General features: G+C 60.4%; 14 protein-coding genes. 7 read left to right on the forward strand and 7 right to left on the reverse strand.

Features of this window, described 5'->3' with window-relative positions:
* The first annotated feature begins 2 nt into the window (after nt 1-2).
* The 6 genes from WC529_03230 to hisD are packed head-to-tail and all read left to right on the forward strand — an operon-like array spanning nt 3 to nt 7032.
* Nucleotides 3-1268 (forward strand): excinuclease ABC subunit UvrC, encoded by a 1266-nt coding sequence (locus WC529_03230; GenBank protein MFA5113292.1) that lies wholly within the window; start codon nt 3-5, stop codon nt 1266-1268.
* 39 nt (nt 1269-1307) lie between these two features.
* The gene (locus tag WC529_03235) at nt 1308-2417 is read left to right on the forward strand and encodes a peptidoglycan DD-metalloendopeptidase family protein (GenBank protein MFA5113293.1); all 1110 of its coding nucleotides are present in this window, start codon (nt 1308-1310) and stop codon (nt 2415-2417) included.
* A 20-nt stretch (nt 2418-2437) separates the two neighbouring features.
* Entirely contained in the window at nt 2438-3637 is a 1200-nt protein-coding gene (locus WC529_03240; GenBank protein MFA5113294.1) for a S41 family peptidase, read from the forward strand.
* Nucleotides 3624-4688, forward strand: a complete 1065-nt coding sequence (locus tag WC529_03245; protein ID MFA5113295.1) for a bifunctional phosphoglucose/phosphomannose isomerase — start codon at nt 3624-3626, stop codon at nt 4686-4688. The genes WC529_03240 and WC529_03245 overlap by 14 nt, the downstream gene beginning before the upstream one ends.
* Nucleotides 4685-5776: an NDP-sugar synthase gene (locus tag WC529_03250; GenBank protein MFA5113296.1), complete on the forward strand. Its 1092-nt coding sequence runs from the start codon at nt 4685-4687 to the stop codon at nt 5774-5776. Before WC529_03245 ends, WC529_03250 begins: the two co-directional genes overlap by 4 nt.
* A complete protein-coding gene (gene hisD / locus WC529_03255) occupies nt 5764-7032 on the forward strand; it encodes a histidinol dehydrogenase (protein MFA5113297.1) in 1269 nt (422 codons plus the stop codon). Before WC529_03250 ends, hisD begins: the two co-directional genes overlap by 13 nt.
* Here hisD and WC529_03260 read toward each other — a convergent pair.
* Nucleotides 7010-7690 carry a histidinol phosphate phosphatase domain-containing protein gene (locus WC529_03260; GenBank protein ID MFA5113298.1) on the reverse strand — a complete coding sequence of 227 codons (681 nt, stop codon included), beginning with the start codon at nt 7688-7690 and terminating at the stop codon, nt 7010-7012. The genes hisD and WC529_03260 overlap by 23 nt on opposite strands.
* 24 nt (nt 7691-7714) lie before the next feature.
* Here WC529_03260 and rlmD point away from each other — a divergent pair, with 24 nt between their 5' ends.
* Nucleotides 7715-8935: a 23S rRNA (uracil(1939)-C(5))-methyltransferase RlmD gene (rlmD, locus tag WC529_03265; GenBank protein MFA5113299.1), complete on the forward strand. Its 1221-nt coding sequence runs from the start codon at nt 7715-7717 to the stop codon at nt 8933-8935.
* Nucleotides 8936-8979: 44 nt separating this feature from the next.
* On the opposite strand, the gene miaA is transcribed toward rlmD, so the two are convergent.
* The 6 genes from miaA to WC529_03295 are packed head-to-tail and all read right to left on the reverse strand — an operon-like array spanning nt 8980 to nt 12641.
* A complete protein-coding gene (gene miaA, locus WC529_03270) occupies nt 8980-9885 on the reverse strand; it encodes a tRNA (adenosine(37)-N6)-dimethylallyltransferase MiaA (GenBank protein ID MFA5113300.1) in 906 nt (301 codons plus the stop codon).
* On the reverse strand, nt 9885-10568 hold the full coding sequence (locus WC529_03275; GenBank protein MFA5113301.1) for a zinc metallopeptidase: 684 nt from the start codon (nt 10566-10568) through the stop codon (nt 9885-9887). Before WC529_03275 ends, miaA begins: the two co-directional genes overlap by 1 nt.
* An 18-nt stretch (nt 10569-10586) precedes the next feature.
* A complete protein-coding gene (locus tag WC529_03280; GenBank protein MFA5113302.1) occupies nt 10587-11303 on the reverse strand; it encodes an anaerobic ribonucleoside-triphosphate reductase activating protein in 717 nt (238 codons plus the stop codon).
* Nucleotides 11300-11737: an MgtC/SapB family protein gene (locus WC529_03285; protein MFA5113303.1), complete on the reverse strand. Its 438-nt coding sequence runs from the start codon at nt 11735-11737 to the stop codon at nt 11300-11302. Before WC529_03285 ends, WC529_03280 begins: the two co-directional genes overlap by 4 nt.
* Nucleotides 11738-11749: 12 nt before the next feature.
* Nucleotides 11750-12154 carry an archease gene (locus WC529_03290; GenBank protein ID MFA5113304.1) on the reverse strand — a complete coding sequence of 135 codons (405 nt, stop codon included), beginning with the start codon at nt 12152-12154 and terminating at the stop codon, nt 11750-11752.
* Entirely contained in the window at nt 12135-12641 is a 507-nt protein-coding gene (locus WC529_03295; GenBank protein ID MFA5113305.1) for a 3-isopropylmalate dehydratase small subunit, read from the reverse strand. The genes WC529_03290 and WC529_03295 overlap by 20 nt, the downstream gene beginning before the upstream one ends.

Below are 12641 nucleotides of genomic sequence, written 5' to 3' on the forward strand. Positions count from 1 at the left end.
CGATGAGCACGCTTCGCGAGAAGCTTGCCGCTCTGCCGCTTAAGCCGGGGGTATACCTTTTTAAGGACCGGACCGGCGCGATCATCTACGTCGGCAAGGCGAAATCGCTGCGGAAAAGAGTGGCCTCTTACTTCCGGCCGCACCCCGACATCAAGACTTCCCTGCTGGTCGAGCGGCTTTACGACCTGGATTACCTGACCACCGCTTCCGAGCTCGACGCCCTGATCCTGGAAGACGAGCTGGTCAAAAAATACAAGCCGCGTTACAACATCGCCCTGAAAGACGATAAAGCCTATCCGTTCCTCAAGCTGACGGTCAACGAAGAATGGCCGCGGCTGCTGATGGTCCGGCGGCGCGAAGACGACGGGGCGCTCTATTTCGGCCGGTTCCAGGGCGCCATGGTCCGGACGGTGATCCGCCTGGTCAAAAAGCTTTTCCCGATCCGCTGGTGCGGCGAAAGCCCGCTGAAACAAAGGGAGCGGCCCTGCCTTTACTACCACATCGGGGCTTGCACCGGCCCGTGCATCGGCCGGATCGATAAAGACAATTACCGGACGCTGGTCGAAGGGATCGCCCTGCTGTTGAAAGGCAAAATGGCGGCGGCGATCGCCAAGTTAAAACGCGAAATGGCGCGCGCCGCGGCGGAACAGGACTTTGAACGGGCCGGATATTTCCGCGACAGCATTGAATTGCTGGAAAAAATGGCAGCCGGGAAGACAAACCTGGCCCGGACGCCCTCCCTGCGCGGCGGCCAGGACCTGATCGCGCTCCAGCGGGCGCTGAAGCTGAAACAGGCGCCGCTGCGGATCGAATGTTTTGACATTTCCAACCTGCAGGGGAAGAACACGGTCGCTTCGCTGGTCACTTTTCTCGGCGGGGTCCCGCTCAAAAGCGATTACCGCCGCTTTAAGGTCAACAGCGTGCAGGGAAAGCCGAACGACGTCCAGGCGATCTACGAAGTGGTAAAGCGGCGTTACGCCGGCTCGCTGGCGAAAAAAATGGCCCTGCCGGACCTGGTCATGGTGGACGGCGGCGCCGCCCAGGTGGCCTTTGGCCGGCGGGCGTTGAAGGAGGCCGGGGTGCCCGGGCTGCCGCTCATCGGCCTGGCCAAAAAAGAGGAAGAGATCTACCTGCCGGAACAGGTCAAAACACTGAAGCTGGCGCGCCGCGACCCGGCCTTGCTGCTGCTGCAGCGGGTCCGCGACGAAGCCCACCGGTTCGCCGTCACTTTTCATCGAGAAAAACGGAAAAAAACGCTTTTTGCCTAACTTGAGAGGGTGGGGCATTTGTGTTATGATAAAAAACCAATGAAGCTCTGGTGCTGTGTTTTGGCCTGCCTCCTGCTCGGGAGCGCGGCGATGGCGGATAAACTGACCGAGCAAGAGAAACTGCAACAGATCCAGCACGAGCTTAAACAGAGCCAGGCCAGGCTGAAAGAAACGAAGCAAAAAAGGCAGGAAGAGCTGGGGAAACTGGTGGTCATTACCCAGGAGCTGAAGCAGGCGAACAAGCGGCTGAACAAGGCCAAGGAAAAGATCAGCGAGAACGTGACCAAGATCACCGAACTGTCGGTGGAGCTGAAAAAGACCGAGGCGGACCTGGAACAGAAATCAAGCCTGCTGGAGACCAGGGTCAGGGAAGCGTTCAAGAACGGCCGGGTCAGCTACCTCGACCTGCTCTTTTTGTCCCGGTCCGTGTCCGATTTCCTGAACCGCAGCTATTATTTTGAAAAGGTCGTCGCCCGGGACGCCAGCCTGATCAGGGGCGTGCGGCAGGACCTGCAGGAGACGAAGACGAAACGGACGGTCCTGAACGACCGGACCAAAGAGATCAAGCAGCTGGCCACGGTCATCGCCGAACAGAAAAGCAAGATCGTGACCCAGGCGGAAGAGAAAAAGAAGGTCCTGGACGACCTGAAAGAACGCCAGGCCGAATACGAGCAAAAGATCGCCGAGCTGGAACGGAGCTCGCGCGAGCTGGAAGTTTTGATCCAGAAGAAAATGGCCGAGCGCAAGCGGGCCGGCGTTTCCGCCCGCGGCAGCGGAACGATGATCTGGCCGCTGCAGGGGAGGATCACTTCGCGGTACGGCGCGTCCCGGCGCTGGGGACGGTCGCGGCATACGGGCGTGGACATTGCCACGACCTACGGCACGCCGATCCTGGCGGCGGACGGCGGTGAAGTGATCTTTGCCGGCTGGTGGGACGGGTACGGGAAGGCGGTCGTGATCGACCACGGCAAGGGGATCGCGACGGTCTACGGCCACATGTCCCGGATCTATCCGGCGGTCGGCCTGACGGTCGCCAAGGGACAGACGATCGGCCTGGAGGGGAGCACCGGTTATTCGACCGGGCCGCACCTGCATTTTGAGGTCAGAAAGAACGGTAAACCGGTCAACCCGATGCCGTATTTACCGTAGGACGCAAGGAGGCAAAAATGTTGAAGTTCAATCGCACGGGGCTCATGATCGTCTGCCTGGTGATCGCGCTCACTTCTTTTTCCGTCGGCCGGGTCGTGGCGCAGGGCGGGGACCTGCAAAGCAAATTGGAAACCTACCTGCAGGTGCTGGAGATCGTTAAAAGCGACTACGTCGAGAAGAACGTGGACGACCAGAAACTGGTCTACGGCTCGATCCGCGGGCTGCTCGACGCGCTCGACGACCCTTACACCCGGTTCATGGAGCCGAAGTCGTACAAGGAAATGAAGATGAGGATGAGCGGCTCTTACTCCGGCATCGGCATCTACATCGGGATCAAGGACAAACAACTGACCGTTATTTCCCCGATCGACGAGACCCCGGCCAAGAAGATGGGGCTGAAAGCGGGCGACGCGATCTTGAAAATAGACGGCAAGGAGACCAAGGATATGGCGCTGGAAGAAGCGGTCAGCCTGATCCGGGGCCCGCAGAATTCCAAGGTCAAGATCAACATCTTCCGCCGGAGCTGGAAGGAACCGAAGGACTTCAGCATCACGCGGGAAAAGATTGTGATCAAGAGCGTCGTCCTGAAGATGTACGATAACGGCATCGCCTATATCAAACTGAACACGTTCGAAAATCTGGCGGCGGCCCGGGAATTCGAGAAAGCGCTGCGCAACGCGAAAGCGGCTGACGGCCTGATCATCGACGTGCGGGGGAACGGCGGCGGCCTGCTGCAGAACGCGATCGACATCGGCAGCATGTTCATTCCCACGCCGGGGATGATCGTGCAGACCGTGGACCGGGAAGGCCGGCGCGAACAGCTGGAATCGACCGGCCGGGTGCTGTGGACCAAACCGGTCGTGATGCTGATCAACGAAAGCTCGGCCTCCGCCTCCGAGATCCTGGCCGGGGCGCTGCGCGACAACAAGGTCGCCACCCTGGTCGGCATGCACTCGTTCGGTAAGGCCTCGGTCCAGAACGTCCGCCAGCTGAACGACGGCTCGGCGGTGCTGCTGACCATTGCCAAGTACCTGACCCCGAACGGCGAAGACATCACCAAGCGCGGGATCTCGGCCGAAGTGGTCGTTTCCGTCCCGACCGCGGAAGCGGAAATGGAGGCGGATGACGCCCTGCCCGACGAAGCCAAGGACATCCAACTGCAGAGAGCGATCAAGGTCTTGAAGGACAAGATCATGGGGGGAACCGGTGGCCAAGGTTGAGCTGCTGGATAGCGAAGAGCAGCTAAAAAAGACCGACCGGAGCGGGATGCTGGCGGTCGTGGCCGCTATGCCGGAAATGCTGCGGCAAGCGCAGCAATTTTCCGCCGGAGTATCGTTGCCGGCCCGGCCCGTTTCCCGGGTGATCGTGACCGGGATGGGCGGCTCGGCGATCGCCGGGGACCTGGCGGCCGACCTGTTCTATAAGAAAGCTAAAGTGCCGCTGACGACCGTGCGCGGCTACGCCTTGCCGGAAGGAGTGGACGGCGAGACGCTGGTGATCGCCCTCTCTTATTCCGGCGAGACGGAAGAGACCGTGAGCGCCGTCAAGGACGCCGAAAAAAAAGGGGCGCAGGTCGTTTGCGTTACCGCCGGCGGCAAGCTCCGGGAGATCGCGGAAGCGAAAAAATATCCGGTCTTTCTGATCCCTGCCGGTTACCAGCCGCGGGCGGCGCTGCCGTTCCTGCTGGTCTGCCTGCTGGCCGCCCTGGCCAAGGCCGGCGTCGCGCCCGACCAGACGGCGGAGCTGACCGAGGCGGCCGCCCTGCTGCAGAAGCTGCGCGAAGAATACAAGCCGGCCAAGCCGGCGCGGACCAACCTCGCCAAACAATTAGCCAAAAAGCTCTTCGGGAAGATCCCGGTCGTCTTCGGTACGGCCGGCACGACCGGCGCGGTCGCTTACCGGGCGAAATGCCAGTTCAACGAGAACAGCAAGCTGACGGCGATCGCCAACGTTTTTCCGGAGCTGAACCACAACGAACTGGTCAACATCGCGGCGCTGCGGAAAGACGATAACCCGTTCGCCCTGATCGTGCTGCGCGACGACGACGACAACGAACGGGTCAAGAAACGGATCGAGATCACTAAATCGTTGATCAGCTGCCAGCTGGGCGGGGCGAACGAGCTGGCCGGGCAGGGGAAGTCCCCGCTGGCCAGGCTGCTGTCGTTGATTTATTGTCTCGACCATGTTAGCGTTTACCTGGCCTTGCTCCAGGGGATCGACCCGACGCCGGTCGAGATAATCGGGCGGTTGAAAAAGGAGATGGCGCGTTGAAAGCGGTCATTATCGCGGGGGGGCTGGGCACCCGCCTGCGGCCTTTAACCTACAATATTCCCAAGCCGATCGTTCCGGTCGCCAACCGGCCGTTCATCCTGCACCAGATCGAACTGCTCAAACAGCACGGGATCACGGAGATCATCCTCAGCCTGCACTACCTGACGGAGGAGATCAGGGCGGTCCTGGGCGACGGCCGGAAGTTCGGGGTCAAGCTGTACTATTCCCTGGAAAAACAGGCGTTGGGAACGGGCGGCGCCGTCAAGAACGCCGAGGAATATTTTGTTGACGAAGACTTACTGCTCGTTTTTAACGGCGACGTGCTGACCGACATCAATTTGGCGCAGGTTATCGCTTTTCACAAAAAGAACAAGGCCCGGGCGACGTTGACCCTGACCCGGGTGGCCGATCCGACCGCTTACGGCCTGATCGTGACCGACAAGCACGGCGTGGTCTCCCAATTTATCGAAAAACCGAGCTGGGAACAGGTCTCCAACGTCAAGAAGATCGGCACGGCGGACACGATCAACGCCGGCCTTTACGCGCTCGACCCCAAGGTTTTCCGCAATATCCCGGCCGGCGTCGAATATTCTTTTGAGCGGCAGCTTTTCCCCGGCTTGCTGGAAAAAGGCGAGCTGGTTTGCGGCTTTATTTCCGACCGGTACTGGATCGACATCGGCAAGCCGAACCAATACCGGCAGGCGCACGAAGCGATCATGCGCAACGAAGTTACGGCCCGGGTGCTCGGCACCAGGGTCGATAACCGGGCGTGGATCGGCGAGCACGCCAGGATCGCGAAGAGCGCGAAGCTGCTGGGGCCGTCGATCATCGGCCAGAAGGTCGTGATCGGCGACGAAACCAAGATCAAAGACTATACCGTCCTGGGCGACCGGGTCCAGGTCGGCAAGGACTCGGTCCTGACCAATACGATCATCTGGGAGGGGACAAAGGTCGGGAGCCACGTCTCCCTGGACGGCTGTATCATCGGCTACGACTGCGTGATCGAGGATTTTGCCGCGATCGGACCCGGCGTCGTGCTGGCCGATCGGACGGTGATCAAGAAAGGTTCGGTCCTATGCTCAAAGTGATCGCTAAAGAAGAAACCGCGGCCGAAGTCCGGCGGTTGATCGAGCGCCGGACGATCACCGCCGACCGTCCGGAAGCGGCGGTCGTGCAGGAGATCGTGGCCGACGTCCGGAAAACGGGCGACCAGGCGTTGCTCAAGTACACGGCCAAGTTCGACGGAGCGAAACTGACGGCCGGCGCGCTGCGGATCACCGATCAGGAGACCAAGGCGGCTTACCAGCAGGTCGCTGCCGGTTTTATCGACTCCCTGACCAAGGCCATCCAGAACATTACCGCGTTCCATAAGAAGCAAAAGAGCGACGAATGGTTTGAAACGCTGCCGCTGGACGTCTTGCTCGGCCAGCGCCTGATCCCGCTGGCGCGGGTCGGCATTTACGTGCCGGGCGGGCGGGCGACCTACCCGTCGTCGGTCTTGATGAACGCGATCCCCGCCAAAGTTGCCGGCGTGAAGGAGATAATCCTGGTGTCGCCGCCGCCGGTCAGCCCGTACGTGCTGGTCGCCGCCGCGGAGGCGGGCGTCAGCGCCGTTTACCAGATCGGCGGGGCGCAGGCGATCGCCGCCCTGGCTTACGGGACGGAAACGGTCCCCCGGGTGGACAAGATAGTCGGCCCGGGGAACATCTACGTGACCCTGGCCAAGAAAGAGGTCTTTGGCGCGGTCGGGATCGAAAGCCTGGCCGGTCCGTCCGACGTACTGATCATCGCCGACCGGGACGCGGAAGCCGAATTCATCGCCGCCGACCTGTTAGCCCAGGCAGAACACGACCCTTCGGCTTCGGCCGTCCTGGCCACGAACTCGCGCAAGCTGATCGAGCGGGTGGAAAAAGAGATCGCCAAGCAAAAGCCCAAGCTCAAGCGGCAGGCGATCATCGACCAGGCGGAGATCGTCTTGCTGGAGGTCGAGTCGATCGACCAGGCGATCGAGATCGGCAACCGGATCGCCCCGGAGCACCTGGAGCTGGAAGTCGGCTCGCCGCAGCGGCTGCTGGAAAAGATCAGGAACGCCGGCGCGGTCTTTATCGGCCCGCATTCGCCGGTTGCCGTCGGCGACTACATCGCCGGCCCGAACCACGTTTTGCCGACCGGCGGGACGGCGCGCTTCTCGTCCCCGCTCGGGGTCTACGACTTCGTCAAGCACCAGAGCATTATCGGCTACACCAAGCCGGCGCTCAAGAATGTCTGGAAAGACGTTAAACTACTGGCGGAGATCGAGGGGCTGGACGCGCACGCCCGGTCTATCGACGTTCGATTCTCTTAATTAACTCCTGAGGATTATCCCGGACTGTTTGGAGCGCTTCCTCGTCGGTCATCCCCGCTTCCTTGCAGAGGGAGTAAGCCTGCTCCTGGGTGATCATGTCGCTTTCGTTGTGGCAGTCGGTATCGACCACGCACTTCGCCTTGAACTGCCGGGCCATCTCCGCCACGTGGCGGTTCCCCTCGCGGTGCCCTTTGCGCGCGGTTATTTCCAGGAAGACGCCGTTCTTGGCAGCGAGGATCACGTCCTCCTCGGTGATGTTGCCGGGGTGGGCCAGGATATCGACCAGCCCGGCGTCTTTGACCGCGGCGTGGTTCGTGCCGGGGTAAACTTGTTCGACCGGCGACTCGCCGTGGACGATGATGATCCGGGCGCCGTTCTGCCGCGCCTTGCGGCAATACTGGGCGAGGAACGGCGGGCGGACGTAGCTGACTTCCGCGCCGGGGAAGAACTTGAGCGGCAATTGGCCGCGCGTCTCCTTTTCGAACTTGGTCAAAGCTTTTAAGACCGCTTCCAGGTTGGAAGCGTCGACGTGGTCGGTAATGGCCAGGGCGCTATGGCCCCGGACCTCGGCCTCGCGGACGAGCGCGGCCGGCAGCAAGGCGCCATCGCTAAAGATCGAATGGCAATGGAACTCGACCCGGGGGCCAAGATTGTTCATGTAATTATGGTATCATAGAGAAGAATGGATAGACAAGTCAAACCCCGTTGCCCTTATTACGGCGCCTGCGGCGGCTGCCAGCTGCAGCACCTGGAATACCACGATCAGCTCGTGCTCAAGACAGGGATCGTCAGAGAGGCCTTGGCCAAGGAAGGGGTTGGCGAGATCGGGGTCAGGCCGACGATCGGGATGGAAGACCCCTGGTTCTACCGGAACAAGATCCAATTCCCGATCCGCCAGCAGAACGGGCAGCTGCAGATGGGGTATTTCCGGAAGCGGACGCACGAAGTCGTCAACATCAAGGAATGTTACATCCAGAACCCGTTCCTGACCGAGATCGCCCAGATCGCCCGGAAGATCTTCGCTGAACGCGGGTTAACCGCCTACGACGAAAAGACCGGCAAAGGGCTCCTGCGCCATTTTATCGGCCGGAGCGCGGAAGCGACCGGCGAACTCCTGCTCGGGATCGTCGTGAACGCCAAGGGATTGCCGGCCGGGTTCACGGTCGCCGACGAGATCAAGAAACAGGAGCGGCTGATGCACCGGCAGGTCGCCCGCCACCAGGATTATCCCCGGTTCGAGACCCGCCCGAAGATCGTCGGCATTGTCCAGAACAGCAATCTGGCCCGCGGCAACGTGATCATGGGGCAGTTCGATACCACCTTGCTGGGAATCCCTTTCATGCGCGAACAGCTGGGCCGCTTCAAGTTCAAGGTGGGCTTGCATTCCTTTTTACAGGTCAACCCGACCCAGACGGTCAAGCTTTACAACCTGATCAAAAAATACGCGGAACTGTCGGGGACCGAGAAAGTGGTTGACGCCTATGCCGGGATCGGGACGATCGCTTTCTGGCTGTCCGAAAAGGCGGAGGGGGTCGTGGGGATCGAGGAGCGGGAGGAAGCGGTCAAGGACGCCAAACAGAACATCGCCCTGAACAAGCTGGCGAACGTCACCATGGTCGCCGGACTGGCGGAAAAGGAATTCCCCAAAAGGGCGGACGTGGCCGTGCTCGACCCGCCGCGCGGCGGTTGTTCCGAGCAGGCGCTGAAAAGGATCGTGCGCGCGGAGCCGCGCCTGATCATTTACGTGTCATGCAATCCAACGACGTTAGCCCGCGACCTGAAAGCGCTGGTCAATGAGGATTACCAGATCGCAGCGATCCAGCCGGTCGACATGTTCCCGCAGACGGAGCACGTTGAGGTGGTGGTAAAGTTAAGCCGCGGAGGGAGAAGCTTTTCGCAGTAGCCCTTTTTTCCGTTTAACTTCTTTTTTTCTCTTCTGGCGCCGTTTTATTTCTTGCTGTCTGGTGCGTGGCATAAAGCTATTATACCATCCTTTTCGCCCGGCGGGAACCAGGCGGCGTCCTTAAACCGCCGGAACCAGGTCATCTGGCGGCGGGCAAAGTGGCGGGTCCGCTTCTTTAGCTCCTCGATCATCGTCTTCTTGTCCCACTTGCCGTCCAGATAATCGACCGCTTCCTTATAGCCGAGCGCCTGGAAGGAATTCAGCTCTTTGGAATAGCCTTTGGCCAGCAAGCCTTTGACCTCTGCGATCAGCCCTTTGGCGATCATGTCGTCAACGCGCTGTTCGATCCGGGCGTAGAGTTCCGGGCGGGGGAGGTCAAGGCCGACCAGGAGGTAGTCTCGAGTCCCGCGTCCCGGGTCACGGGTCGCTTGCAGTTCCGAGATAGGTCTCCCGGTCAACTCATAGACTTCCAGCGCCCGGACCAGCCGCTTTTTGTCATTGGCGTGGATCTTTTGGGCGGATGCAGGATCGACCTTAGAGAGTAGGGAGTAGAGAGTAGCGGCTGGTTCCTGCTCAAGCTTCTGCCGTAAGGCTGGATCCGCTGGGGTGATCGGGAAGGAAAAGCCTTCCAGCAGCGACCAGAGGTAAAGGCCGGTCCCTCCGACAATGATCGGCAAATGTCCCCGGGCAATTATCTGGGCGGTTAGGCCGTTAGCTTGTTGGATAAAGTCGGAAACAGTCCAGACTTCGTCCGGGTTGATGACGTCGATCAGGTGGTGAGGGACCCCTTGCCGCTCCTTGAGCGTCGGTTTGGCGGTCCCGATGTCCATGCCGCGATAGACCTGCATCGAATCGGCCGAAATGATCTCGCCGTTCAGTTCTTTGGCCAGGGCAAGACTAAGGGCGGTTTTGCCAACGGCGGTCGGGCCCAGCAGGACCAGCGGCTTCACTAATCTCTCGAGCTGCGGAGCATCAGCAGGCGGACCAGGTTGAGCACCGCCATGGCGGTGGAGGCGACATAAGTCAAAGCGGCGGCGTTGAGCACGGCTTTCGCGCCCGGCAGTTCCCGCTCGGTCAGGAAATGCCCGTCGGCCAGGACGCGGATCGCCCGGGCGCTGGCGTTGAACTCGACCGGCAGCGTCAGGATCGAGAAAGCGACGGCCAGCGAAAAAAGCACTATCCCGACGTCCATGAACATCGGCATGCCGGCGAACATGCCGAGGATAAAGAGCGGGAAAGCGAGGGTCGAGCCGAGGTTAGAGACCGGCACCATCCCGTTCCGGAGCTTGATCGGGACGTACCCCTTGGCGTCCTGGATGGCGTGGCCGGCTTCGTGAGCGGCGACGCCGAGCGCGGCGATCGAATTGCTGTTATAGACCGGGTCGGAAAGGCGGAGTTTCCGGGCCCGCGGGTCGTAATGGTCGGTCAGCTCGCCGGCGATCGCTTCGACCGCGATATCCTGCAGGCGGTAATCGTCCAAAATATAGCGGGCGACGGAAGCGCCGGTGTAACCGCGCGAACAAGCGACCTTAGAATACTTGTCGAACGTGCTTTTGACCTTCCACTGGGCGTAGAAAGCGAGGACCAGGGCCGGAATGACCAGCAGGAAAGTGGCGTCGTTGTAGAAGTACATGGTTGAATTATAACAAAATCAGATACCCCGGACAATCGTGTTGGGGACGTATTGCCGGGCGAGCGCCGCCATCTCCTCAAGCGTTTCTTTGGGGTGGGGGTCAAGCTTCTGCATTTCCTTGATCAGTGAGTGGGCGGGAACGAATTGCTGCAGCGCGTATTTCCTGGCCCCGGCGATCGTTTTGGCGATCTCCGCGATCTCCGGTTTATGCAAAATGTTCGGCGTCACGGTCGTCCGGAACTCGTAATCGACGCCGGACTTCATGATCAGGCCGATGCTTTCCCTGATCTTGGCCAGATCGACCTTGGCCCCGCAGGCGAGGTCGTACTTTGCGTCAAGCGGCGCTTTAACGTCCATCGCGATATAATCGACCAGCTTGTCCTTGATCAGGGCGGCCAGCATGGCCGGGTTCGTTCCGTTGGTATCGAGCTTGACCAGGACCCCGAGCGCTTTGAGCCGCTTGGCCAGATCGGGCAGATCGCGGTGGATGGTCGGCTCGCCGCCGGTGATGACGACGCCGTCGAGGAAGTCCTGCCGCTCCTTGATAAAGGCTTCGAGCCGTTCCAGGGGGACTTCCGGCAAGCTTTCCGGGTCATGGACCAGGAGCCAATTGCTGCAGAACGGGCAGGTAAAGTTGCAGTTCGGGACAAAAATGACGCAGCTGACCTTGCCGTCCCAATCGAGGAACGAGGTTTCGATCACCCCCCGGATCTTGATCCCGGCAGGAGAGCTCATTCTTCGTGGTGCTTGGTCTTGATGACGTGCACTTCCAGGAGGCGCAAGATCTGGAGGGTGGCGATGGTCAGGGCTGTTCCGGTGACCGAACTGACGTAAAAACCCGCTCCCGCGGCGATGCCGATCGCGGAAGTGACAAAGATCGAGGCGGCGGTAGTGATCCCCGTGATCCCGCTCCCGGTCTGCATGATGCAGCCGGCGCCGATAAAACCGATGCCGGTGACCACGCCGGCCGCGATCCGGCCCGGATCGGCGATCCCGGTCAGCGACATCATATCGCGGGAAATGACCATGAAGAGGGCGGAACCAAGGGCGACCAGCGTGTGCGTCCGCATCCCGGCGGTCTTTTTTTCTTTCTCGCGGAACCAGCCGATCAATCCTCCCAGGATGAAGGCCAGCAATAGATTCGTTATGGTAGTTAAGTCGCCGTTCATGTTCGTCCCCCTTTAAGTTTCAAAGATAATTTTAGCTTCTCCGGGGCCGACCTGCAATTGGTTGTAAGCGGCGGCTTTGATCGCCAGGGTGATCTGGTGCCGGGCCGGGTCGATCTTTTCCCCGGAAACCTCGGCTTCCAGGCCGGTGTCGGAGAGCGCCTTGACCTGGAATTTCCGGAAGAGCATTTTTCGGGAATCCTTGAGAGCGATCAGCTCGTTCAGCCAGTTAGCCAGCAGCGACCCGAAGTCGTCTCCCTTGACCTTAAGACTGATCAGCTGCTTGGGCGAGACCGACTCCAGGTCGGCCATCAGCGAAAAGAGGCCGTAAGCGGCATTCTCAAAGAGCTCTTTGCGCTGTTTGCCGTAGGTGACGATGCCAAGCGGGTTCTCGACCCGCTTAAATCTTAAAGCTGCCATGCTTCTTGAAGTGCTCGACGAGCCCGCCGTCGGCGAGGAGCGTTTGCATGGTTTTGGGGAGCGGCGAGATCTTGATCTCTTGCCCTTTGGTCTTGTTGCGGATCACGCCGGCGTCAAAGTCGACCTCCAGCTCGTCCCCCTCGGCGATCCCGTCGGTGTCGCACTCGATCGCCGGCAGACCGAGGTTGAAGCAGTTGCGATAGAAGATCCGGGCGAACGATTTGGCCAGAACGGCGGAGACGTTGGCGTATTTGATCGCCATCGGCGCCTGTTCGCGGGAAGATCCGCAGCCGAAGTTGGTCCCGGCGACCAGGAAGTCGCCTTTTTGGACGCGGGAGTAGAATTCCGGGTCGATATCTTCCATGACATGCTTGGCCAGTTCCACCGGGTCCTGGATCTTGAACTTGTACCGGCCGGAGATAATGTAATCGGTATTGATGTCGTCGGCCTGGTTTTTCGGGACGCGCGCCTTCCCCGTTAATTTCAT

It is taken from the genome of Candidatus Margulisiibacteriota bacterium (genome assembly GCA_041650855.1).
Lineage (GTDB): Bacteria > Margulisbacteria > WOR-1 > O2-12-FULL-45-9 > XYB2-FULL-48-7 > JALOPZ01.

Bases quoted from the DNA above. Each gene is read 5' to 3' on its own strand.
- WC529_03230 (MFA5113292.1), top strand. From the start codon at position 3: ATGAGCACGCTTCGCGAGAAGCTTGCCGCTCTGCCGCTTAAGCCGGGG.
- WC529_03235 (MFA5113293.1), top strand. From the start codon at position 1,308: ATGAAGCTCTGGTGCTGTGTTTTGGCCTGCCTCCTGCTCGGGAGCGCG.
- hisD (MFA5113297.1), top strand. From the start codon at position 5,764: ATGCTCAAAGTGATCGCTAAAGAAGAAACCGCGGCCGAAGTCCGGCGG.
- WC529_03260 (MFA5113298.1), bottom strand. From the start codon at position 7,690: ATGAACAATCTTGGCCCCCGGGTCGAGTTCCATTGCCATTCGATCTTT.
- rlmD (MFA5113299.1), top strand. From the start codon at position 7,715: ATGGATAGACAAGTCAAACCCCGTTGCCCTTATTACGGCGCCTGCGGC.
- WC529_03275 (MFA5113301.1), bottom strand. From the start codon at position 10,568: ATGTACTTCTACAACGACGCCACTTTCCTGCTGGTCATTCCGGCCCTG.
- WC529_03280 (MFA5113302.1), bottom strand. From the start codon at position 11,303: ATGAGCTCTCCTGCCGGGATCAAGATCCGGGGGGTGATCGAAACCTCG.
- WC529_03285 (MFA5113303.1), bottom strand. From the start codon at position 11,737: ATGAACGGCGACTTAACTACCATAACGAATCTATTGCTGGCCTTCATC.
- WC529_03290 (MFA5113304.1), bottom strand. From the start codon at position 12,154: ATGGCAGCTTTAAGATTTAAGCGGGTCGAGAACCCGCTTGGCATCGTC.
- WC529_03295 (MFA5113305.1), bottom strand. From the start codon at position 12,641: ATGAAATTAACGGGGAAGGCGCGCGTCCCGAAAAACCAGGCCGACGAC.